Annotated in this window: 21 protein-coding genes and 1 riboswitch; of the genes, 13 read left to right on the top strand and 8 right to left on the bottom strand. The window is 69.7% G+C overall.

Annotation, left to right across the window (positions count from 1 at the left end):
- Nucleotides 1-8 precede the first annotated feature (8 nt).
- From ASD79_RS11920 to ASD79_RS11905, 4 genes are all read right to left on the bottom strand, one after another.
- Nucleotides 9-854, bottom strand: a complete 846-nt coding sequence (locus ASD79_RS11920; protein ID WP_056721856.1) for a glycosyltransferase family 2 protein — start codon at nucleotides 852-854, stop codon at nucleotides 9-11.
- Nucleotides 855-1,005: 151 nt separating this feature from the next.
- Nucleotides 1,006-3,474 carry a TonB-dependent receptor gene (locus tag ASD79_RS11915; RefSeq protein ID WP_056721854.1) on the bottom strand — a complete coding sequence of 823 codons (2,469 nt, stop codon included), beginning with the start codon at nucleotides 3,472-3,474 and terminating at the stop codon, nucleotides 1,006-1,008.
- Between the two features lie 71 nt (nucleotides 3,475-3,545).
- A complete protein-coding gene (locus ASD79_RS11910) occupies nucleotides 3,546-4,526 on the bottom strand; it encodes a FecR domain-containing protein (protein WP_056721852.1) in 981 nt (326 codons plus the stop codon).
- Nucleotides 4,527-4,623: 97 nt separating this feature from the next.
- Nucleotides 4,624-5,121 carry an RNA polymerase sigma factor gene (locus tag ASD79_RS11905; protein WP_056721850.1) on the bottom strand — a complete coding sequence of 166 codons (498 nt, stop codon included), beginning with the start codon at nucleotides 5,119-5,121 and terminating at the stop codon, nucleotides 4,624-4,626.
- Between the two features lie 209 nt (nucleotides 5,122-5,330).
- Here ASD79_RS11905 and ASD79_RS11900 point away from each other — a divergent pair, with 209 nt between their 5' ends.
- Nucleotides 5,331-5,798, top strand: coding sequence for a hypothetical protein (locus ASD79_RS11900; protein WP_056721848.1), 468 nt, complete (start codon nucleotides 5,331-5,333; stop codon nucleotides 5,796-5,798).
- 45 nt (nucleotides 5,799-5,843) lie between these two features.
- Here the strand turns inward: ASD79_RS11900 and ASD79_RS11895 are convergent, their stop codons facing one another.
- The gene (locus ASD79_RS11895) at nucleotides 5,844-6,632 is read right to left on the bottom strand and encodes a TOBE domain-containing protein (protein ID WP_056721846.1); all 789 of its coding nucleotides are present in this window, start codon (nucleotides 6,630-6,632) and stop codon (nucleotides 5,844-5,846) included.
- Between the two features lie 58 nt (nucleotides 6,633-6,690).
- On the opposite strand from ASD79_RS11895, the gene modA reads away from it, so the two are divergent.
- Together modA and modB are read left to right on the top strand one after the other, a co-directional pair.
- Complete coding sequence (modA, locus tag ASD79_RS11890) at nucleotides 6,691-7,452, top strand: molybdate ABC transporter substrate-binding protein (RefSeq protein ID WP_056721844.1); 762 nt, start codon at nucleotides 6,691-6,693, stop codon at nucleotides 7,450-7,452.
- A gap of 2 nt (nucleotides 7,453-7,454) precedes the next feature.
- Nucleotides 7,455-8,126 carry a molybdate ABC transporter permease subunit gene (modB, locus tag ASD79_RS11885; RefSeq protein ID WP_056721842.1) on the top strand — a complete coding sequence of 224 codons (672 nt, stop codon included), beginning with the start codon at nucleotides 7,455-7,457 and terminating at the stop codon, nucleotides 8,124-8,126.
- A 21-nt stretch (nucleotides 8,127-8,147) separates the two neighbouring features.
- Here modB and ASD79_RS11880 read toward each other — a convergent pair whose 3' ends face one another.
- From ASD79_RS11880 to cobU, 3 genes are all read right to left on the bottom strand, one after another.
- Nucleotides 8,148-9,479: an LLM class flavin-dependent oxidoreductase gene (locus ASD79_RS11880; RefSeq protein ID WP_056721840.1), complete on the bottom strand. Its 1,332-nt coding sequence runs from the start codon at nucleotides 9,477-9,479 to the stop codon at nucleotides 8,148-8,150.
- Nucleotides 9,480-9,594: 115 nt separating this feature from the next.
- Nucleotides 9,595-10,482, bottom strand: a complete 888-nt coding sequence (locus tag ASD79_RS11875) for a TauD/TfdA family dioxygenase (RefSeq protein ID WP_056721838.1) — start codon at nucleotides 10,480-10,482, stop codon at nucleotides 9,595-9,597.
- Nucleotides 10,483-11,219: 737 nt separating this feature from the next.
- Nucleotides 11,220-11,735: a bifunctional adenosylcobinamide kinase/adenosylcobinamide-phosphate guanylyltransferase gene (cobU, locus tag ASD79_RS11870; protein ID WP_056721836.1), complete on the bottom strand. Its 516-nt coding sequence runs from the start codon at nucleotides 11,733-11,735 to the stop codon at nucleotides 11,220-11,222.
- A 37-nt stretch (nucleotides 11,736-11,772) separates the two neighbouring features.
- Nucleotides 11,773-11,973: riboswitch (cobalamin riboswitch) on the top strand.
- Between the two features lie 108 nt (nucleotides 11,974-12,081).
- On the opposite strand from cobU, the gene ASD79_RS11865 reads away from it, so the two are divergent.
- Genes ASD79_RS11865 through ASD79_RS11820 form a run of 10 tightly spaced genes read left to right on the top strand, consistent with a single transcriptional unit; the run spans nucleotide 12,082 to nucleotide 21,518 of the window.
- Nucleotides 12,082-14,016 carry a TonB-dependent siderophore receptor gene (locus tag ASD79_RS11865; protein ID WP_056721833.1) on the top strand — a complete coding sequence of 645 codons (1,935 nt, stop codon included), beginning with the start codon at nucleotides 12,082-12,084 and terminating at the stop codon, nucleotides 14,014-14,016.
- 2 nt (nucleotides 14,017-14,018) lie between these two features.
- Nucleotides 14,019-15,005, top strand: coding sequence for a threonine-phosphate decarboxylase CobD (cobD, locus tag ASD79_RS11860; RefSeq protein WP_056721831.1), 987 nt, complete (start codon nucleotides 14,019-14,021; stop codon nucleotides 15,003-15,005).
- Entirely contained in the window at nucleotides 15,002-15,607 is a 606-nt protein-coding gene (gene cobO, locus ASD79_RS11855) for a cob(I)yrinic acid a,c-diamide adenosyltransferase (RefSeq protein WP_056721829.1), read from the top strand. The genes cobD and cobO overlap by 4 nt, the downstream gene beginning before the upstream one ends.
- Complete coding sequence (locus ASD79_RS11850; protein ID WP_082584898.1) at nucleotides 15,604-16,470, top strand: ABC transporter substrate-binding protein; 867 nt, start codon at nucleotides 15,604-15,606, stop codon at nucleotides 16,468-16,470. The genes cobO and ASD79_RS11850 overlap by 4 nt, the downstream gene beginning before the upstream one ends.
- The gene (locus ASD79_RS11845) at nucleotides 16,467-17,450 is read left to right on the top strand and encodes an iron ABC transporter permease (RefSeq protein ID WP_056721826.1); all 984 of its coding nucleotides are present in this window, start codon (nucleotides 16,467-16,469) and stop codon (nucleotides 17,448-17,450) included. Before ASD79_RS11850 ends, ASD79_RS11845 begins: the two co-directional genes overlap by 4 nt.
- Nucleotides 17,447-18,241, top strand: coding sequence for an ABC transporter ATP-binding protein (locus ASD79_RS11840; protein ID WP_056721824.1), 795 nt, complete (start codon nucleotides 17,447-17,449; stop codon nucleotides 18,239-18,241). The genes ASD79_RS11845 and ASD79_RS11840 overlap by 4 nt, the downstream gene beginning before the upstream one ends.
- On the top strand, nucleotides 18,234-19,190 hold the full coding sequence (cbiB, locus tag ASD79_RS11835) for an adenosylcobinamide-phosphate synthase CbiB (protein ID WP_056721822.1): 957 nt from the start codon (nucleotides 18,234-18,236) through the stop codon (nucleotides 19,188-19,190). Before ASD79_RS11840 ends, cbiB begins: the two co-directional genes overlap by 8 nt.
- Before the next feature lie 29 nt (nucleotides 19,191-19,219).
- A complete protein-coding gene (gene cobT / locus ASD79_RS11830) occupies nucleotides 19,220-20,254 on the top strand; it encodes a nicotinate-nucleotide--dimethylbenzimidazole phosphoribosyltransferase (RefSeq protein WP_156400476.1) in 1,035 nt (344 codons plus the stop codon).
- Nucleotides 20,254-21,012: an adenosylcobinamide-GDP ribazoletransferase gene (gene cobS, locus ASD79_RS11825; RefSeq protein ID WP_056721820.1), complete on the top strand. Its 759-nt coding sequence runs from the start codon at nucleotides 20,254-20,256 to the stop codon at nucleotides 21,010-21,012. The genes cobT and cobS overlap by 1 nt, the downstream gene beginning before the upstream one ends.
- A complete protein-coding gene (locus tag ASD79_RS11820) occupies nucleotides 21,009-21,518 on the top strand; it encodes a tyrosine phosphatase family protein (RefSeq protein ID WP_056721818.1) in 510 nt (169 codons plus the stop codon). Before cobS ends, ASD79_RS11820 begins: the two co-directional genes overlap by 4 nt.
- The last annotated feature ends 44 nt before the right edge of the window (nucleotides 21,519-21,562 follow it).

The raw sequence follows: 21,562 nt of genomic DNA, 5'->3' as shown, positions 1-21,562 counted from the left end.
GATGGTGTCTAGGCCGAATGGCCCAGCCTCGTATCCTCGCCATCCAGGTTGATCACCGCGGCGCGCCCGGCGCGTACGGTCCGGACGTCCTGCCCGCTCAGAAAGCGGATCTCCCGCGCCTTGAGGTTGGACAGCAACGGATAGAGCCCGGCCATGACCGCGATCAGGAAGCCCAGGTCGCCTTCTTGGTACCCCTTGCGCGAGACGTAGCACTTGTAGAAGCGGCGCACGCCCCGGAACAGGTCGTCCCACAGGCTCTTGATCTTGCCGCCGTCGGCCAGGTCCTGGCCGCGGAGCGCGGTGTAGCGGTTGAGGCGCTGGACCATGTCGGCGATGTCGTCATCGACCTTGTGCAGGATGGCGTGCCGCAATCGGCCGCCATAGACGCCGGTGAAGGTCGTGCCCGGATGGACTCGCTCGCTCTTCCAGCTCTTGACCCCCTTGCGGAACAGCCGCGCCACCGACGAAGCGCCGAACGAGCCGCCCCAGCCGTGGCGCACCAGGCGTTCGCCCACGAAGTTGTCGACCGGGACCTGGTACCAGTCGCCGGCGTCGGCCCTGGCGATGGTTTCCCGGATTTCCTGAGCCAGGGCCGGCGTCACGGCCTCGTCAGCGTCCAGTTCCATGATCCATCGGCCGCGACAGGCGGCGACGCCGGCCGCCTTGCGCAGGCCCTCGACCGGGAAAATCCCCGAAACGACCCGGGCGCCCATCTTGCGCGCGATGGCTTCGGTGCGATCGGAGCACCGGTCGGCGACGACGACGATCTCGTCGCAGAACGCCAGACGTTCAAGGCATTGCGCGATGCGCGCTTCTTCATTGTGGGCGCAGACGAGCCCCGACAGCACAGGCATGACTTTCCCCGACTTGGGGGTGCCGCGCTAGCGAGCGTGACCCCGTCAAGAGGTAGACGCCGCCGTTTTGAGGGAACCTCAGAAGATTTTTCGCGTTTCGCGCGCGAGTTGATCCAAAATAGACCTGTGAAATCAAACTCAACCACAAAGATCAGAAGGCGCGCGAAACATCCAGGCTCCAGGTGCGCGGGCGCAGGGGCGTGACCTGGCGCACCTGGCCGAAGCTGAAGGGGTTGCCATAGGCGAAAGTGTCGCTGGACGCATTGGCGGGATTGGTGACCGCGAAGGTGAGGTTCCAGGTCGGCGTCGCCACCTCGGCCGACAGACGGCCGGTCACATAGTCGCCCATGGACGGCGAAAACCGTCGGTCGAAGGTCAGCCGCGAACGGCCGACATATTTCAGCTCCGCCGTCAGCACGAGACGCCGGTTCGCGGCCAGGTCTCTCTGGTAGCGGGTCATGGCCCCGGCCGAGACATCCGGAACGCCGGGGAGTTCGCTCTGGGCCGCCGACGCGAAGTTTTGGTCCACCCTGCTCAGGCGCGGTCGGCTGAACAGCGCATTGGCCTCGACCGTGAGGTTCCGGCTGACATGCGCCGCGCCCTCGAGTTCCAGGCCCGTGTTGCGTCCATCGCCAACATTGGCCGTGTAGGACAGCCCCGAGCTCAGATACTGGTCGGTCTGTATATCGGTCCACACGTCGTGGAACAGCGCCGCACGCAGGGTCATGCGACCTTCCAGCGGGCTGGCGCCGACGCCAATCTCGTAATTGCGCAGATGGTCGGGCTTGAACGAGTCGCGCAGGGCCGACAACGCGGCGAGCCCTCCCGTATTGAACCCTCCGGACCTGTACCCCTCCGAGGTCAGGAGATAGACAATCCCACCCGAGCCCCACGTTCGTTGCAGCGACAATTTGGGAGAAATGCCCGTGAAGCGGGCCTGCCGTTCGAAGGCGCGGGATTGTCCGGGCGCCGGCGCCGTGATCGCCGAGCTCGTGCGCACCGCGGTGCGGAAGGCGCGGCCGCCCAGGCTCACGGTCCAGCCGTCGCCCAGGTCATAGGCGGTCTCGCCATACAGGGCCAGTTCCCGGCGCTTGTCGCGCCGGTCCTCCAGATAGAGCAGCCGCGAAGGGTCGCGGGCGGTGCGGGCCCGCAGTTCGCCGTCGCTGTCCTCCAGGCTGGCCAGTCCATAGAGCCCGAGCAGCCATCGGAAGCGGCCGCTGTCGGGCGAGGACAGCACCGCGTCCTCCACGAGCAGCCTGACCTTGCTGGCCTCGTCGAACAGACCGACATCGACACCGACCGCATCGGCTCCGTTCAGCGCCGCCGTGGCGTCGAAGCGGCTGGCGAAACGGTGACGGACATAGCCGGTGGACGACTCGAACCGTCCCCAGGTCCCCGTCCCGGTCAGCGTCACCACCCCTTGCTGCAGCACGTTGTCGTGGGTCTCCCGCACCTGGTTGGCGCGCTTCTGTCCACCCAGGCTCGGCGTCGTGTACTGGCTGTCGGTGGCGTGCAGGTCCTGGCGCGCGCCCGAGATCGTCAATGACCAGTTCTCGCCGAGCACGGCGGACAGCGCCACGCGACCGCCGGTCCGGGTCGTGCGGTCGACGTTCGAAAGGCGCAGGTTGACGTCATCGACATAGCCGCCGTCCACGTCGCTATAGGCCGCCAGCCGCAGGGCCATGCGCCCCGTGACGAGCGGCAGGTTGACCACGCCCTCCAGGCGGCCGCTGGGAGAGCCGGACTCCGTCGCCGCCGCGCCGACCTTCACCGCCCCCGACCACTCGTCCAGCACAGGCTTGCGCGACACGACCCGGTAGACCCCGCTCAACGACCCGCCGCCGTAGAGCGCGCCCTGTGGACCGCGCAGGATCTCGACGCGTTCGACGTCAATCAGCCGAAGGTCGGGGTCGGGGGCGTTGTAGGTCAGCGGAATGTTGTCGAGATAGGTCCCGACGGTCTGCTGGGTACGGCCCGTGAAGGCGCCGTCCGACAGGCCGCGCAGCATGATCTTGTTGCGCGCCGCGCCGAGGTTGGTGGTGGTGAAGCCCGCCGTCTGCTGCGAAATGCTCTTGGTGTCGACCGAGCCGGCGTCGTGAAGCCGCCCCGCGCCGATCACGCTGACCCCGCCGGCCGTCGCGCCGAGCCGTGTCGGGCGCTTGGTGGCGGTGACGATCACGCCATCGACAGGCAGGGCCGGTTCGGCCGCCGCCTTGGGCGGCGCCGCGCGCGGCGCGGGGCGTTCGGGCACAACGCTGACCGTGGCGTCGCCGAGAATCTCGAACCGGCACGGGGCGCCTGACGTCACGGCGTCCAGGGCTTGGCGCAGGGTCAGGACGCCTACCACGGCCGGGCTCGATCCCGGACAGGACGAGGCTCCGCCGAGCGTGACGCGCGCCTGGACGCCAAGATCGATCAGCGCCTCCGACCGGGCCTTGGCGGGAATCCTGAAAGTATGGCGAGCGGGCTCGGCGTGGGCTTGCCCAGCCAAGACCAGGCCTGAAACCAGGGTCAGGGCGAAAACAGAACCCGAGGCCAGCAGGTCGGCGACCGACCGCGTCCCGGGCGAGCCTGGGCCGTCAGAACGACGTCGAAACGGAAAATCCGCGTCCGGAATCATCAGGCTCCAGCTCTACCCCCCTAGAGCTCAAGCTTCGCGCTTCGAACGATTCCGGTCCCGTCGGCAAGGCCTTAGCGCGCCCGGATCACGATAGCGTCGTTGGTCGTCGTCGTTCGGACGGGAAGCAGATGTGACAGTCGGCCGACCATCGCATCCTGCTCATCGACGATCAACACGCCGGACAGTCGCATGTCGGCGGCGCGCGCGTCAGCCAGCTTCACCGGACGGGGGAAAAGCCGGTTCAGGTCGCCGACGATCTCCGACAGCGGTCGGTCGCGATAGATCAACCGCCCCTGACGCCAGCCGGTGACCTCATCGACAGGGACGACCGCGACGCGCGCATCGTCCTGCCCCTCGACGTGGGAAAGGCCCTGTCCTGCCCGCAAGCGGATCGGCGCGGCGCTGGCCGGGCGCACTTCGACCAAGCCGCGCTGGACGGCCACGGCGACCTGCCCGTCCCGATGGCGGACGTCGAACCGCGTGCCGACCACCCGCACCTGGGTGTCGCCGGCCTCGATCAGGAACGGACGCCGCGCATCCTTGGCGACGTCGAAGAAGGCTTGAGCGTCGTCCATCCGGACGTGCCGGGCGTTGCGCTCGAACCGCACGGTCAGGCGCGAGGCGGCGTTCAACTCGATGCGGGTGCCGTCTTCCAGGACGATGGTCCTGCGCTCTCCGACCCCGGCCACATAGCGGGTTTCACGGCCACCCAGGAGGCCGCTTCCCGGAAGCAGGACGAGGCCGGCGACAAGCGCCGCGGCGATGGCGCTCCCGGCCGACCAAAGCCAGACGCGGCGGGTGGGGCGCAAGGCAACCAGATTTGTCGAGACCGTGGCCGCGACCGGCGCGACGGCCGGCGCGCGGTCGACCCGTCGGGCGTCGAGATCCAGCCGCTGGTCGAAGGCCTGGGCCTGGTCATAGGCCACCGCGTGGGCGGACGACGCCGTCAGCCAAGCGTCAAAGGCGCGCCAGTCGTCCTCGGTGACCGAGTCCCCCTGCAGCAGGACCAGCCAGTCGATCGCGACTTCGATGTCCGTCTGGGACCGCGTCATTTCGCTCCGTCCTGACGCCGCGCGGCGTCCTTGCAAAGGTATGACGTCGCCAAAGCCCCGGAACCTCCGAAACTCGTTTCCAAGGCCGAAAAATTCTTCATGGCAATTTCGCCATCAACGCCTTCAAGGCGGCGCTCACGTACTTCTCGATCGCGCTGCGGCTAACCCCCATGGCGACGGCCGTCTCGGCGTGGCTGAGCCCGTCCAGCTTGTGCAGGGTGAAGGCCTGGGCCACCTGAGTCGGCAGGGTTTCCAGCGTCGCCATCATCACATCCAGTCTCTGCCGACCGGCCACGACGTCCTCGGCCGAAGGCGCGTCGGCGACCGGCTGGTCGCCCAGGGTGGTGGTCTGCAGGCCGCGCCAGTTCTCGTCGCGCGCGCCGGCTCGGGCCTGGCTGCGAAGCCGGTCCAGCATCAGGTTGTTGGCCATCCGAAACAGCAGCGCCGAGCCGTCGCCCTCGACCTCCAGCTCGCCCAGGGCCTGAACCTTGAGGAAAAGGTCCTGAACCAGGTCTTCAGCCTCGGCGACCGACCTCAGCCGCGCGGCGAAGACGCGCACCAGATTGGCCCGCTTCTCGCCGTACAGCCGGATCATCGGCGTGATCGATCGCGGCGAAGCAGGCAGAACGGGAACTCCAGGCAGGTCGACCGCAGAGGCGAGCGATCGCGGCGAATCTTGAACCTATGCCGCTGACAGGTATGGGTCCAGCACACGTAGTTGAGATTGACTCGCAACAATGCTTGCGCCTAGATATTGATAATGACTCGCAACAAGAGAGTCCTTCCCAGCCGATTGAGGCCACAATGACCCCCTCCCCCGCAGCCATGTGCTGGTCGTCAGGCCCGACCCCTGGCGAGAAGCTGCTGCTGAGCGCGATGCGTCAGTGGGCCGCGCTGAGACTGACCGACGAGCGCCCCAATCGCCGGGTGGCCCAGGCCCTGTCCTTTCGATCGTCCAACCGTGTCGCCGGCCTGTTCGTCGCCTGGATGCAGTCGGTGGAGGCGACCCTGCGGCGTCCGATCCAGATCCAGTGTCCGGTCTGCGGCGGCATCTCGACGGACGAGCAGAGGCTCGTCGTGTCCTGCGGCCTGGCGGGGATGGCGACGGCGGTCGGCGAGACGCTGCTGGAGCCGCTGCTGATCGACCCGCAGCCGGTCATGGTGCTGGCGCGGGCGCTGAACGCCGCGCTCAATGTCGACGGTTATCCCCTTCCCGCCCGGCTACGCGAGGCGCCGGCGGAGCATGTCGACGACCGCGCGACGGTCCATTGAGGCGCGAGGGCCTGGGCGAACACAAGGGCTTTCACGGACGGAATCCTATTCGACGGCGAGGATGACGTTGGAGGGTTCGACGATCGCGACGACACGGTCGCCGAGCGCCGGAACGACGGCGCCTTGAGCCACGGTGGCGACCAGGGTCTTGCCGACGGCCAGGGTCAGGCTGATCTCGCTGGCGGCGACGCCGTCCTCGCGGTCGACGACCACGCCGGCCAGGCGATTGACCCCGCCGTCGAGGGAAGCCGCGGCGGCCAGGCTCACGAAGCTGGACTTGATCAGGGCGATGGCCGGCTCGCCGACCGCCAGGCCCAGTTCCTCGCGGCTACGCCGGGTGATGATCGAGACGATCTCGACGCCGTCGCCCAGCAACAGGGTCACCGTGGCGGTCACCTCGTCGTCGACGATGCGGGCGACCGTTCCCCGCAGCGCGTTGCGGGCGCTGGTGCGCAGGCCCAGGCTCCAGAACAGCTCGCCCAGATCCTGGCCCGGCGCCGCCAAGCCCGCCTCCAGTCGCGACAGGGCGGCGCCGATCTCGCGCTCGACCTCGCGAAAGGCCTTGATCACGGCGTGGCCGCGCGCGGTGACGACCGCCGCCCCGCCCGCCTTGCCGCCGGCGCTGGCGATGATCAGAGGGGCGTCGAACAGGTTGTTGAGGGCTTGCACGCCGTCCCAGGCCCCCTTGTAGCTCAGGCCCAGCCGCTTGGCGGCGGCGCTGATCGAGCCCAGCGCGCCGACCGCCTCGATCAAGGCGATGCGCTCCAGCCCAACGCGGGCCAGCGCCCCGCGCCGCAGGATCAAGGACGCGCTGAGATCACCGTCGACGGACATCTATAAACCCCGTTATGTAGGCTAACTACATAACCGACGAATCCCGAGGACCAAAGCCATGCTGAACCGCCGCCCTGTCCTGGCCGCCGCCCTCGTTGGCGCGCTATCGCTGGGTCTAGGCGCCGCGTCCGCCGTCGCCGCCGAGACCAAGGTCGCGGTCGCCGCCAACTTCACCGAGCCGGCCAAGGCGATCGCCGCCCGGTTCGAGGCCGCCACCGGCCACAAGGCCGTGCTCAGCTTCGGGTCTTCCGGCCAGTTCTACACCCAGATCGCCAACGGCGCGCCCTACGACGTCTTCCTGTCGGCCGACGGCGAGCGCCCAGCCAAGGCCGAGACCGACGGCCTGGCGGTGGCCGGCGCGCGCTTCACCTACGCCACCGGCCGCCTGGTGCTGTTCAGCAAGACGCCCGGCCTGGTCGACGCCAAGGGCGCGGTGCTGAAGACCGGCAAGTTCGAGAAGCTGGCCATCGCCGACCCCAAGGCCGCTCCCTATGGCCAGGCGGCGGTCGAGACCCTGACCAAGCTCAAGCTCTACGACACGCTGAAGCCGAAGATCGTCACCGGCGCGTCGATCACCCAGGCCTATCAGTATGTGCAGACCGGCGCGGCCGAGGTCGGTTTCGTGGCCCTGTCGCAAGTGGTCAATGAGGCCGGCGGCTCGCGCTGGCTGGTCCCCGCCGCCGACCACACGCCGATCGACCAGCAGGCGGTGCTGCTGAAGACCGGCGCCGACAGCGTCGCGGCCAAGGCCTTCCTTCAGTTCTTGAAGGGCAAGGACGCCAAGGCCATCATCAAGCGCTACGGTTACGAGGTTCACTGATCATGCTCGATGTGGCGTGGCTGACGGTCAAGCTGGCGGGGATCACCACGATCCTGCTGCTGATCCTCGCCACGCCCCTGGCCTGGTGGTTGGCTCGCGGTCGTTCGCGCTGGAAGTCGCCGGTGGGGGCGCTGGTCGCCCTGCCGATCGTGCTGCCGCCGACCGTCCTGGGCTTCTACCTGCTGATCGCCCTGGGACCACACAGCCCGCTGATGACCCTGCTGCACCCGTTCGGCGTCCGCACCCTGGCCTTCACCTTCGAGGGGCTGGTGATCGGCTCGCTGATCTATTCCCTACCCTTCGCCGTCCAGCCGCTGCGCAACGCCTTCATCGCGGTCGGCGACGAGCCGCTGGAGGCGGCGGCCACCCTGGGCGCCTCGCCTTGGAACGCCTTTCTGCGCGTCGCCCTGCCCCTGGCCCTGCCCGGCTACGCGGTCGCCGCCATCCTCGCCTTCGCCCATACGGTCGGCGAGTTCGGGGTGGTGATGATGCTGGGCGGCGGCATTCCGGGCGAGACCGAGGTGCTGTCGATCGAGATCTACCGGCTGGTCGAGGCCCTGGAGTGGGACAAGGCCCATATCCTGGCCGGCCTGCTGCTGGCCTTCGCCTTCCTGGTGATGCTGGGCCTGCTGCTGATGGAACGCCGCTCCAGCGCCCGGACCTCGCCGAACTGAAGCGAGGTCCTGGGCAGGTCTCTAGGCGGCGACGTCGCGCTTGACCGCGTGGCGATTGACCGGGAAATCGACGCCCAGATTGCCCCGGAAGGTCGTGGCCTCATAGTCCTGGCGATAGAGTCCCCGCGCCTGGAGGATCGGCACCACCAGTTCGACGAACAGCTCCAGTTGGCCCGGCACGGACTCGAACAGCACGAAGCCGTCGGAGCCGCGCTCCTCGAACCACAGCTGCAGGGCGTCCGCCACCTGTTCGGGCGCGCCGACGAAGTGGCCGCGCGGCGTGGCGAAACGCAGGGCCACCTGGCGCAGGCTCAGGTTCTCGGCCTTGGCGGCGGCCAGGATCTTCAGCGAGGCGCTCTGGTTGCTGTTGGCGCCGTGCTCGGAGACGTCGGGGAACGGCGCGTCGAGGTCGTGGACCGAGAAGTCGTAGTCGTTGAACGGCCGCCCCAGCATCGACAGGGCGTTGTCGATCGACACCAGGTTGATCAGCTCCTGATACTTGGCCTCCGCCTCCTCCGCCGTGCGGCCGACCACCGGGCGGGCGGCCGGCAGGACGTGAAGCTGGTCGGGATCGCGGCCGAAGCCGGCGGCCCGGGCCTTGATGTCCTTGTAATAGGCCTGGGCGGCGTCCAGTTCGTCGTGCGAGACGAAGATGGCGTCGGCCCGCTTGGCGGCGAAGTTCTTGCCGTCCTCCGAGGCTCCGGCCTGGAAGATCACCGGCTGGCCCTGCGGTGAGCGCGAGATGTTCAGCGGCCCTTTCACCGAGAAGAACTCGCCCTTGTGGTCCAGGGTGTGCAGCTTGGCCGGATCGAAGAACTGGCCGCTGGCCTTGTCGAAGGTCAGGGCGTCGTCCTCCCACGAGTCCCACAGGCCCTGGACGACGTCGAGATACTCGCCGGCCAGCCGGTAGCGGACGTCGTGGGCGTAGTGTTTTTCGCGGCTGTAGTTGGCGGCGCTGCCCTCGAGCCACGAGGTCACGACGTTCCAGCCGGCCCGGCCACCGCTGATGTGGTCCAGCGACGAGAACTGTCGCGCCACGTTGAACGGCTCGCTGTAACTGACCGTCAGGGTGCCGACGAGGCCGATGTTGTTGGTCGCGCCGGCCAGGGCCGACAGGATGGTCAGCGGCTCGAAGCGGTTCAGGTAGTGCGGGCTGGATTTCTCGGTGATGTAGACGCTGTCGGCCACGAACAGGAAGTCGAACTTGCCGGCCTCGGCGATCTGGGCCTGGCGCTTGTAGAACTGGAAGTCCGTGCTCGCCGTCGGCTGGGCGTCGGGATGGCGCCAATCGCCCCAGCCGGGACCGACCCCGTGCAGGATGAAGCCCAGCTTGATCTGACGCGGTCGGGACATGGGGCGAGGCCTGTTCTGAAAATGACAGGTCGTAGGTAAGGGGTCGCGACTTGGCGATCTAACGATATTGCCTCAAGCCATTGATAAGTCCGAGAAATACAAACCCCAGATCACCTCAATACGGCACGTCGCCCTGGATGGTCACCCGCTCGACGGTGCGTTCCAGTGGCCAGTAGTCGAGGATGGCGTAGTGCTGGGTGGCGCGGTTGTCCCAGAACACGATGGCGTTCGGCGTCCAGCGGAAGCGGACCTGATATTCGGGGGTCTTCACCCGGTCCAGTAGGTCGGCCAGCAGGCGCTTGGCCTCGTCTTCGGGCAGACCCAGGATCCGCGTCGTGAAGACCTTGTTGACGAACAGGTGCTTCTCGCCGGTCTCGGGATGGGTGCGGATCACCGGATGGGCCTGGAGCGGATAGGCGGCGCGCAGTTCGGCCCGCTTGGCTTCATCGACCCGGTAGCCATAGCTCTGCAGGATGTCGTGTTCGGCGGTCAGAGTCGCCAGCTGGTCCTTCAGCGCCTGTGGCAGGTCGCGATAGATGGCGGCGGTGTCGGCGAACAGGGTGTCGCCGCCCAGCGGCGGCAGGTGGCGGGCCCGCAGCACCCCGCCCATCGATGGCGCGGGCCGGAAGGTGACGTCGGTGTGCCACTTGTTGGCCACGCGGACGAGCGGCACGATCTCCTCGCGCAGCTTCATGCCGTCGGCGGCCTCGATGTGCAGGATCTCGGGAAATCCGGGCACGTGGGCGGTAACAGGATGTCCTTCCAAGTCCCCGAAATAACGGCCGAAACGGACATGGTCCTCGTGGCTGATGTCCTGGTCGCGGAAGAACACCACCTTGTGGCGCAGCAGGGCCGAGCGGATCGCGGCGACGATCGAAGGCGCCAGTGGCTGGCGAAGGTCGAGGCCGGAGATTTCCGCGCCCAGCACCGGGCCGGCCGGCGTCACGGTCAGGCCGGCATAGTCGGGCGTCTCGTCAGCGGTGATGGGGGCAAAGGCGTTCATGGCGTTCTCCCGGCGGCGGCGGCGTTCGTCCGTGCGAACGGCGTCTCTTTCGTGCGGACCTTAATACCAGCGATCTTTGATTTCGAGTTGTGACGTACGGACGGGGACAGGCGCATGCGCCTGTCCCCAGCCATGGCGCGGCGACCTCACGCGGAAACCCGCTGAGAATGTGAGGAGGCGCGGAGCGGCCGGGCCAAGCCCGGAGACCGTGAGTGTTGTGTTTGCGTTTCGGCGTGGACCGACCGCTCCGCGAAACCGTTATTCTCGAGGGACGGCGACTGAGGGCCTGTTTCATCCCGGTCGACGTTCCCCCTCGGACGGGCAGGATCAAAGTCGCCCGGAAGGGGCCGTCAGCGACTCCGACAGATCCTGGAACAGGCCGGTTTGAACCTCCCGGCCCCGTCGACCCGCTCCGTCCGGCGTCCGTCCTTCCCAAGCCTTGGATCCTTCTGAGACCCGCCGCCCAAGACGACCCGTCCGCCAGGCCGGCCCGGCCCCGCTCGGTTCCATCTCCATCGCCGCTTCGGGTCGGTACCAAGCGCCCTCCTCCGCGACGGAGACACAGCCAGTATGGGGGTGGTTTTCGGCGCCAAGGATTGGTGACGCTGATTTTTCTTCAGGATGTTGAAGTTGTTGGAGTTCGCTCTGCCTGCGACGGGGATAGAGGGCCGCCTATCCTCGAACCCTCTCCCGCTGGGAGAGGGTTCAGGAAGACCGCCGTCAATCCGCGCCGCGGCCTATTTCAGCCGCAGCGTCAGCCCGGCCACCACCAGGGTCACGGCGTCCGCCGCCCTGGCCAGGGCCTGGTGCAGCCGTCCGGCCTCGTCGCGGAAGCGGCGGGCCAGGGCGTTGTCGGGGACGATGCCGAAGCCGACCTCGTTGGACACCAGCCACAAGGCGCCCTCGAAGCGACCGGCCGCCATCGCCAGTTCGGCCGCCGCCTCCGCCACGTCGCGTTCGTCCAGCATCAGGTTCGACAGCCACAGGGTCAGGCAGTCGACCACCACGACGTCGCCCGCGCCCAATCCCTCCAGGGCGGCCGACAGTTCAAACGGCGCCTCCAGGGTCGTCCAGCCTTCGCCGCGATCCAGGCGATGCCGGGCGATGCGCTCGGCCATCTCGGCGTCGAAGGCCTGGGCGGTGGCGATCATCACCAGCCGTCCGCCGCCCCGCGCGGCTTCGACCTCGGCCGCGGCCTGCGCGAAAGCGCTCTTGCCGGATCGGGCTCCACCGAGGACGAGGGTAAACGACAAGATACGCTCCAGATTGACCGTGTGCGACGCAACATATAGTGCAGCTCTCGCGACAGGTTCCTCGAAAGAGGATGAAAAGGGAACTCGGGTGTGAAACCCGGGCTGCCCCCGCAACTGTAAGCGGCGAGCCCGCGTGTCATTAGCCACTGATCACTTTCTTCGGAAGGCGGCTGGGAAGGCGACGCGCATCGGCATTGACCCGTGAGCCAGGAGACCTGCCCGTCGCGGTCGTCCTTCGTCCGGCCGGGGTGCGCCGAACGATGGGGTTCTTTCCCCCGAGGCGACATCGTCGGGCCGGTCCGAATCTTCGGGCCAGCCTTCGTTGCCGCGCACGGAGGATTTGAACATGCGCTCTATTTCCGTCTTGGCCCTGGTGGCCGCTCTTCCCGCCCTCGCCCTGCCCGCCCTCGCCCTGCCCAGCGTCTCCCTGGCCGCCGAAGCCGCCGAGGCGTCGAGCGAGGTCGACCAGATCGTGGTCACCGCCGGCCGCGCCGCCGACAAGCTGTCGGAAGTGCCGGTCAGCATGACGATCATCGACGCCGAGGCCCTGCGCAAGCACCAGGTCGTGGTCGTCTCCGACCTCCTGTCGCGCACGCCAGGCGTCACGGTAACCCGCAACGGCGGCGTCGGCGGCTCGACCCAGGTGCGCATCCGCGGCGCCGAAAGCGACCAGACCGCCGTGCTGATCGACGGCGTCAAGCTCAACGACCCGTCGACCACCGGCGGCGGCTACAACTTCGCCACCCTGCTGGCCGGCGACGTCAGCCGCATCGAGGTGCTGCGCGGCCCGCAGTCGACTCTGTGGGGCAGCCAGGCGATCGGCGGCGTCGTCAACCTGATCACCAACACGCCCGACGGCCCGCTGGCCGGAACCGCGACGCTCGAAGGCGGTTCGCGCGCGAGCGCCTACGCCCGCGTCGGCGTCGGGGCCGGCGGCGACTGGGGCGGCTGGCGGCTGGCGGCCGGCCAGTACACCACGGCCGGTATTTCGAACTTCGACAAGGCCATGGGCGGCAAGGAGAAGGACGGCTACCACAACACCGCGATCAGCGGCCGCGCCGACATCAACGTCACCGACTGGGCCAGCCTCGACGTGCGCGCCTCCTACGCCGCCGGCCGCAACGAGTACGACAGCTCGCTTCCCGCCCCGCCCTACGCCCTGGGCGACACCACGGACTACGGCAAGACCAAGGAGCTGGTCAGCTATGTCGGGGCGCGCCTGTCCAATTTCGACGGCGCCCTGAACAGCCGGATCGGCTACGCCTACACCCAGACCGATCGAGACAACTACGATCCCACCCAGAGCGCGCCCAAGACCTTCGACGCGCGCGGCACCGACAGCAGCCTGGAATACCAAGGCACTTGGACGATCAATCCGATCTGGCGCGCGGTGTTCGGGGCCGAGACCGAGCGGACCTGGTTCCGCACCGCCTCGCCGTCGTTCAGCCCCGACGTCATCCGCCGCGCCGTCGGCATGGACAGCGTCTACGGCCAACTGCAGGCCAAGCCGGTCGAGGGCCTGACCCTCACCGGCGGCGTCCGCCACGACGACCACGACACCTTCGGCGGCGCCACCACCTACCAGGCCGGCGCGGCCTGGAGCCCGAACGCCGGCGCCACCATCTTCCGCGCCAACTACGGCGAGGGCTTCAAGGCGCCGTCGCTGTACCAGATCTACAGCCCGTACGGGGATCGCAACCTCAAGCCCGAAGAGGCCAAGAGCTGGGACCTGAGCGTCGAGCACAGCGTTCTGGACGGCCGCCTGCGCGGTTCGATCACCTATTTCAATCGCGACACCACGAACCAGATCGACTTCCTGTCGAACAACACCCCGCCCAACTTCGGCGTCTACGCCAACACGGCCAAGACCAAGGCGGACGGCGTCGAGGTCGAGGCGTCCTACGCGATCAATTCGATCGTCACGGTGTCGGGCAACTACACCAACCTGGACGCCACCAACCGCTCGCCCGGCCCCAACCAGGGCAAGGACCTGGCCCGCCGGGCCGGCGAAACCGCCAATGCCGACCTGGCGATCGATCTGCCCAGCGGCCTGAACGGCGGCGTGTCGCTGCAGTATGTCGGCCACAGCTTCGACAACGCCAGCAACACCCGGCGCCTGAAGAGCTACGTGCTGACCGACCTGCGGGTCGCCTATCCGATCAACGAGACCTTTGAGATCTATGGCCGGATCGAGAACCTGTTCGATCAGCAATACGAGACGCTCTACAAGTACGGGACCCTGGGTCGCGGCGCCTTCGTCGGCGTGCGGGCCCGGTTCTAGCCATGACGACGCCGGCGGCCCTTCTCGGCCACGGTGGCCGCCTCGGCGCGGCGCGGACCCTCTATCCGGACGCGCCGACGCCCTGGCTGGACCTGTCGACGGGGATCAATCCTTGCCCCTATCCGGTCCCGTCCCTGGCGAGCGAAGCCTGGTCCCGCCTGCCCGACCCCGAGTCCACCCGGGCTCTGGAGCGGGCGGCGGCGAGCGCCTTCGGCGTCGACGATCCGGCGCGGGTCGTGGCGGCGGCCGGCAGCGAGGCGCTGATCCGCCTCCTGCCGCGCCTGCTGCCGGCCCGGCGGATCGGTGTCGCGACACGGACCTATGGCGGCCATGCCGAGGCCTGGCATGCGGCCGGCGCGACGCTGTTGGCCGACACCGACACCGCCATCGATCTGCGCGTGGTGGTCAATCCGAACAATCCGGACGGACAGGCCCTGTCGCCCGACCAGGTCCTTGGCCGGGCCGCGGGCGCGCTGATCGTTGACGAGGCCTTCGCCGACACCGATCCGGACCTGTCGGTCGCCCCCTTGGCCGGCGCGCCCGGTCACGAGCGGCTGATCGTCCTGCGCTCGTTCGGCAAGTTCTACGGCCTGGCCGGCGCGCGCCTCGGTTTCCTGATCGCTGAACCCACCCTGGCCGCGCGAGTGCGTCAAACCTTGGGCGACTGGCCGGTCTCGGGACCGGCGATCGCCGTGGGCCTGGCCGCCTACGCCGACCCCGCCTGGGCGATCCGCACCCGCCAACGCCTGGCCGAGGACGCCGTGCGGCTGGACGCCCTGCTCCGCGTCGCCGGGTTCGAGATCGTTGGCGGAACCTCGCTGTTTCGCCTGGCCCGCGCCGCCGACGCGCCGCGCCGTTTCGAGGTCCTGGCCCGCGCCGGGATCCTGACCCGCCCCTTCCCCTGGGACGAGACGCTGATCCGCTTCGGCCTCCCCGGCCCCCAGCCCGACTGGCTCCGCCTCGCCGACGCCCTGGAGAGACTCCGATGACCGACGACCTCAACGCCAAGCACGCCGAAGCCATGCGCGCCCTCAAGGCCGAGCGCGAGGCGATGATGGAGACCAAGACCCTCGAAAAGGGTCTGCTGCTGGTCCACACCGGCGACGGCAAGGGCAAGTCCTCGGCCGGCTTCGGCATGGTCGCCCGCCATCTCGGCTGGGGCCTCCAGGTCGGGGTGGTGCAGTACATCAAGGGCAAGTGGAAGACCGGCGAGCGGCTGTTCTTCAAGAAGTTCCCCGACCAGGTGCGCTACGAGGTGATGGGCGAGGGCTTCACCTGGGACACCCAGGACCGCGAGCGCGACATCGCCGCCGCCCGCGCCGCCTGGCTGGTCTCGCAGGAGATGATCGCCGATCCCAAGCTCGACTTCGTGCTGCTGGACGAGATCAACATCGCGCTGCGCTACGACTATCTCGACATCGACGAGGTGGTCGAGGTCCTCAAGGCCCGCCCCAACGACAAGCACGTCTGCCTGACCGGCCGCAACGCCAAGCCGCAACTCATCGAGATCGCCGACCTGGTCACCGAGATGACCCTGGTCAAGCATCCCTTCGAACAGGGCTTCAAGGCCCAGCGGGGGGTCGAGTTTTGACCGGCCTGACCCGACGGGCCGCGGTCGGGACGGGTCTGGCGATCGGGCTGGCGGGCGGGCTGGCGGGCGGAACGGCCAAGGCCCGGGCCCTGCCCCGGGTGGTCTCGCTCAACCCATGCACCGACGCCGTGCTGGTCAATGTCGCCGATCGTGGCCAGATCCTGGCGCTCAGCCACTATGCGCGCGACGCCCGGCAATCGACGATCGCCGGCGTCGCCAGGACCTATCCGATCACCTACGAGAGCGCCGAGGAGGTGATCGCCCTGCGTCCCGACGTGGTGCTGACCGCCGCCCATTCGTCGCCGGCCACCCGCGCGGCGCTGAAGCGCCTGAAGATCCGCACCGAGCTCTTCAAGGTGCCCAACAGCTGGATCGAGAACCAGGCCCAGATCCGGCGGATCGCCGACGCCGTTGGCCATCCTGATCGCGGCGAGGCGCTGATCGCCCGCGTCGAGGCGGCCATGGCCCAGGGTGCGCCCCGCCCCGGCGGCCGGCCCGTGACCGCCCTGGTCTTCCAGCCCAACGGCTTCGCGGCCGGGCACGGCACCCTGGTCGACGAGATGATGCGCCGCGCGGGGTTCGTGAACGTCGCCGAGCGCTACGGCCTGAAGAAGTGGGGCAATGTCTCGCTGGAGCGCCTGCTGGACGACCCGCCCGAGGTGTTGCTGGCCGGCCAGGCCGCGCCCAACGCCACGACCTGGGCCGAGCACATCCTCAACCATCCGGCCCTGGCCAGTGTCGGTCCGCGCATGCGGCGGGCGGTGTTTCCCGAGCGGCTGCTCTATTGCGGCGGCCCGGTGCTGATCCAGACGGCCGCCGTCCTGGCCACCGCCCGACGGCAGGTTCTCGGAGAGTCGGCATGACCGGCAGGCGACTTTTGCTGATCGTGGGGCTCTGCGTCCTCGTGCTGCTGCTCGGCGGCGTGTCGCTGATGGCCGGACGGGTCTGGGTCCCCTGGAGCGCCTGGTCCCCGACCGCCCATGATCCGCGCTGGGCGATCATCTTCGAACTTCGCCTGCCGCGCACCATCCTGGCGGTGGTGGTCGGCGCGGCGCTGGGCCTCTCCGGCGCGGCGATGCAGGGCTATACGCGCAACCCGCTGGCCGATCCGGGCGTGCTCGGCGTCTCGTCCATGGCCGCGCTCGGCGCGGTGATGACCATGTATCTCGCCATGGGATTGAGCACGCCGTGGATGCTGTTCGCGGCGGCCATGGTCGGCGCGGGGGTCGGCGTGGCGGTGATGCTGGCCCTGGCCGGCGGGACCGGCGGGACCATCACCTTCATCCTGGCGGGGGTGATCCTCAACACCGTGGCCAGCGCCGGCGTCGCCCTGGCGCTGAGCCTGGCCCCCAGCCCGTGGGCGGCCCAGGAGATCATCAACTGGCTGCTCGGCTCGCTGGCCGACCGCAGCGCCGACGACGTCTGGATGGCCTTGCCGTTCATCGCGATCGGCTGCGGACTGCTGCTGTCGCTCGGCCGTGCGCTGAACGCCCTGACCCTTGGGGAAACGGGCGCCAGGGCCCTGGGGATCAACCTCACTCTGACACGCGTGTTGCTGGCGGTCGGGGTCGGCATGGCGTCGGGGGCCAGCGTGGCCGTGACGGGCATGATCGGCTTCGTCGGCCTGATCGTGCCGCACATGATGCGGCCGCTGGTCGGCCACCAGCCCGGCGCGCTGCTGGCGCCCAGCGCGGTCGCCGGGGCCGTCCTGGTCCTGGTCGCCGACATCGTGGTGCGGTTGACGCCGTCGGTCGCGGAGGTCCGGCTCGGCGTCGCCATGGCTTCGGTGGGCGGACCGTTCTTCCTGGCCCTGTTGATCTCGATGCGCCGGAGGCTGGCATGAGCGTGGGCGAGAACGGCGACCTGGTCGCCGACGACCTCGCCGTCGCGTTCGGCGGTCGGGTCGTTCTGGACGGGATCAGCGCCCGGTTCCGGCCGGGCGAGGTCACCGTCGTCGTCGGGCCCAACGGCGCGGGCAAGTCGACCTTGCTGGCCTGCCTGGCGGGCCTGCGCCGCCCCGACGCCGGACGCGTCACGCTCGGCGACCGCTCGCTCCTGACCATGCCGCATCGCGAGCGCGCCCGCCATATCGGCTTCCTGCCCCAGACGCCCGAGGTGGCCTGGGCGGTGAACGTCGAGACCTTGGTCGGCCTGGGTCGCACCCCCCACAGCGGGGCCCTCGGCCTGACCGAAGCCGATCACGCGGCGGTGCAAGAGGCCTTGATCCAGACCCGCATGACCGGCCTGGCCCACCGCGACGTCACCACCCTGTCGGGCGGCGAGCGGGCCCGCGCCCTGCTGGCCCGGGTCCTGGCCGGCGAGCCGTCGTGGCTGCTGGCCGACGAGCCGCTGGCGGGGCTGGATCCCGGCCACCAGCTGGACACCGTCGACCTGCTGCGCGCCTTCGCGGCCGAGAGTGGCCACGGCGTCATCATGACCGTGCACGATCTGGGCGTCGCCCTGCGCCTGGCCGACCGGGTCGTGGTGCTGCAGGGGAGCAGGCTCATCGCCGACGCGGCGCCACTGGAGGCCCTGACGCCGGCGATCCTCGCCCAGGCCTACGGCGTCGAGGCGGCGATCGTGGCTGGCGTGTCCGGCCCGCTGATCGAGCTGATCGGACGCGCGGGTGGCTGAGACGCCGCCCTGGGCATGGGTCGTGGCCCTGGCTCTGGGCCTGGAGGCCGCGCTGGGCTATCCGGCCTGGCTGCACCGCCGGGCGCCGCATCCGGTGGCCTGGCCGGCGGCGGTGATCGAGGGGCTGGAGCGGCGCTGGAACCGTCCGGCGCTCGCCGACGGCCGGCGTCGTCTGCTGGGCGTCGCGGTGGTCGGCATCCTTCTCGGGTCGGCTGTGCTGCCGGGGGCGATCCTGCACGGACTGCTGGGCGGCAACCTGCTCGGCCTGGCGGTCATCGCCTTGCTCGCCACCGTCGGCCTGGCCCAGCGCAGCCTGCATCAGCACGTCGCCGCCGTCCTGGCGCCGCTGCGGGCCGGCGACCTGCCGGCCGCCCGTGCGGCGGTCGGCATGATCGTCGGCCGCGACACCGCCGACCTCGACGCCGAAGAGGTCGCCGCGGCCGCCCTGGAGAGCTTGGCCGAAAGCTTCAACGACGGCGTCGTGGCGCCCGCCTTCTGGCTGCTGGTCGGCGGCTTGCCGGGCCTGTTCGCCTACAAGTGCGTCAACACCGCCGACAGCCTGATCGGCCACAGGGAGCCGCGCTGGCGGATGTTCGGCTGGGCCGCCGCGCGCACCGACGACCTGATGAACCTGATCCCCGCCCGCCTCGCTGGCGCTCTGATCGTCCTGGCCGGAGGGCGCGGTTGGCGGATCATGCGCCGTGACGCACGCCTGCATGCTTCGCCCAACGCCGGCTGGCCCGAGGCCGCCATGGCCGGAGCCCTGGGCGTCCGGCTGGGCGGCGAAGCGCGCTACGACGGCGTCGCGACCGCGCGGCCGATCTTCGGCGACGGTCCGCCGCCCATCGCCTCCGACCTTACACGCGGTCTGGCCCTCTACCGCCGAGCCTGTTTCCTGCTGGGACTGATCCCGCTGGGGATCGGCCTCGCCGTCGTGCTCGCCCGATGATCCCTTCTTCGTCTATCCAGGACCTCGTCATGACCGCCCTCCCGACCATCACGCCCGTCAGCGCCGCGCTCGAGCCGCTTCTGCGCGCCCGCCTCGACGGCAAGGCCAAGCCGCCCGGCTCGCTGGGCGTGATCGAGGACCTGGCGGTGCGGATCGGCCTGATCCAGAACCGCCTCGACCCGCGCATCGCCCAGACCGACCTCTATGTCTTCGCCGGTGACCACGGCCTGACCAACGAAGGCGTCTCGGCCTATCCGTCCAGCGTCACCGCCGCCATGGTCGGCCTGTACCTCTCGGGTCGGTCCAGTGTCAGCGCCTTCGCCAAGGCCACGGGCGTCCGGGTGCATGTGGTCGACGCCGGGGTCGACGCCGACCTGCCCGCCCATCCCGACCTGATCGCCGCCAAGATCCGCCGTGGAACCCGTAACGCCGCCCGCGAGCCGGCCCTGACCCAGGACGAGGTCCTGCGGGCCATAGCCAAGGGCGTCGAGATCGCCCGGTCAGCCGCCGCCGACGGGGCCGACGTGATCGCCCTGGGCGAAATGGGCATCGGCAACAGCTCGTCGGCCGCGCTGATCATGCACCGCCTGGCGCCCGCGCCGCTGGACGACTGCGTGGGCCAGGGCACGGGTCATGGGGCCGAGGGCATGGCCCGCAAGCGCGCCGGCGTGGCCCGCGCCGCCCAGCGCTCCGACGCCACCGCGCCCCTGGCCGTGCTGTGCGAATTCGGCGGTTGCGAGATCGCCATGATGGCCGGCGCCGTGCTCGGCGCGGCGTCGGTGCGGCGCGTGGTGCTGGTCGACGGCTTCATCAGCACGGCGGCGGCCCTGGCGGCCGTGCGCCTGGTCCCGGCAGCCCTCGACTACTGCGTGTTCGCCCACGGTTCGGCCGAGCGCGGCCATCCGTTGATGCTGCGGGCGCTTGGCGTCCGCCCCTTGTTGGACCTCGACCTGCGGCTGGGCGAAGGCACCGGCGCCGCCCTGGCCGCCCCGCTGCTGGTCGCCGCCGCCAACCTGCTGACCGACGTGGCCGACCTGGCCGAAGTCCTGGCCGGACCCGGGTGATGCCCCGCCAGCTCAAGCTCTTCCTTTGCGCCGTGCAGTTCCTGACCCGTCTGCCGGTCCCGTCCTTAGCCGATTTCGAACCGGCCTGGATCACCCGCGCCGCGCGTTACTTTCCGCTGGTCGGGATCCTGGTCGGCGGCGCCTGCGCCTTGGTGCTGCTGGCGGCCGGGCAAGCCTGGAGCGGCCCGCTGCCGGCCTTGCTGGCCGTCGCGGCGGGCGTGCTGATCACCGGCGGCTTTCACGAGGACGGCCTGGCCGACACGGCCGATGGCCTCGGCGGCGGGCAGACCGTCGAGCGTCGCCTCGAAATCATGAAGGACAGCCGGATCGGGACCTACGGCGTCCTGGCGCTGGGCCTGGTGCTGGCGATCAAGGTCGCCGCCTTGGCCCAATTGCCCCTGGCGACAGCCGCCCTCGCCCTGGTCGCCGCGCACGGCGCCGGGCGGACCGCCGCCGTCGCGGTGATGATGTGGGGACCGCATGTCAGCGACCCGACCAGCGCCAAATACAAGCCGGCGCCGGATGGCGTGCGGCCACACGAGGTGCTGGTCGCCGCCGTCCTGGGCTTGTGGCCCCTGGCGTTGCTCGGCTTGCCGGGCCTGATCGGCGCCCTGGTCGGCGCCGTGCTGGCCTTCCCGCTGGCCGCGACGGCCCGGCGGTTGATCGGCGGCTATACCGGCGACGTCCTGGGTGGAATCGAGCAAGTCTGTGAGCTGGGCGTTCTGCTGGGCGTGGCGGCCATGCTGGCGGCCCGATGACCCTGCTGGTCTGCCCGCTCGGCCAGGTGGAAGCGGCGCGCGCCCGGCGCCGGCCTTCGCACCTGATCAGCCTGCTGTCCCCGGCCTCGCCGGCCGAGACCTGGCCGGCCGCCGAACCCGGGGAGGCCTGCCTGCGGCTGGCCTTCCACGACATCGCCGAGCCTCGGCCTGGACTGACCGCGCCCAGCGCCGCCCTGGTCGGCCAACTGCTGACCTTCGCCGAAGCCTGGGATGGCGCGCGGCCGATGCTGGTCCATTGCTGGGCCGGGATCAGCCGCTCGACGGCGGCGGCCTTCATCATCGCCTGCCAGCGCGCGCCGGAACGCGCCGAGCGAGAGATCGCCCAGGCCCTGCGCGCCGCCGCGCCCTATGCGACGCCCAACCCGCTGCTGGTCAGCCTGGCCGACACGGCGCTGGGCCGCGATGGCCGGATGTCGACGGCGATCGCCGACATCGGCCGGGGCGCGGACACCTTCGAGGGCGCGCTGTTCGAGCTGCCTTTCTAAGCTTGGCCGATTTCAAACCCGGGAGCGCCGTGCGTCCTTCGAGG

The sequence above is a fragment of the Caulobacter sp. Root655 genome (assembly GCF_001427665.1).
Taxonomy (GTDB): Bacteria; Pseudomonadota; Alphaproteobacteria; order Caulobacterales; family Caulobacteraceae; genus Caulobacter.
This window is presented reverse-complemented; position numbering and strand designations above follow the sequence as displayed.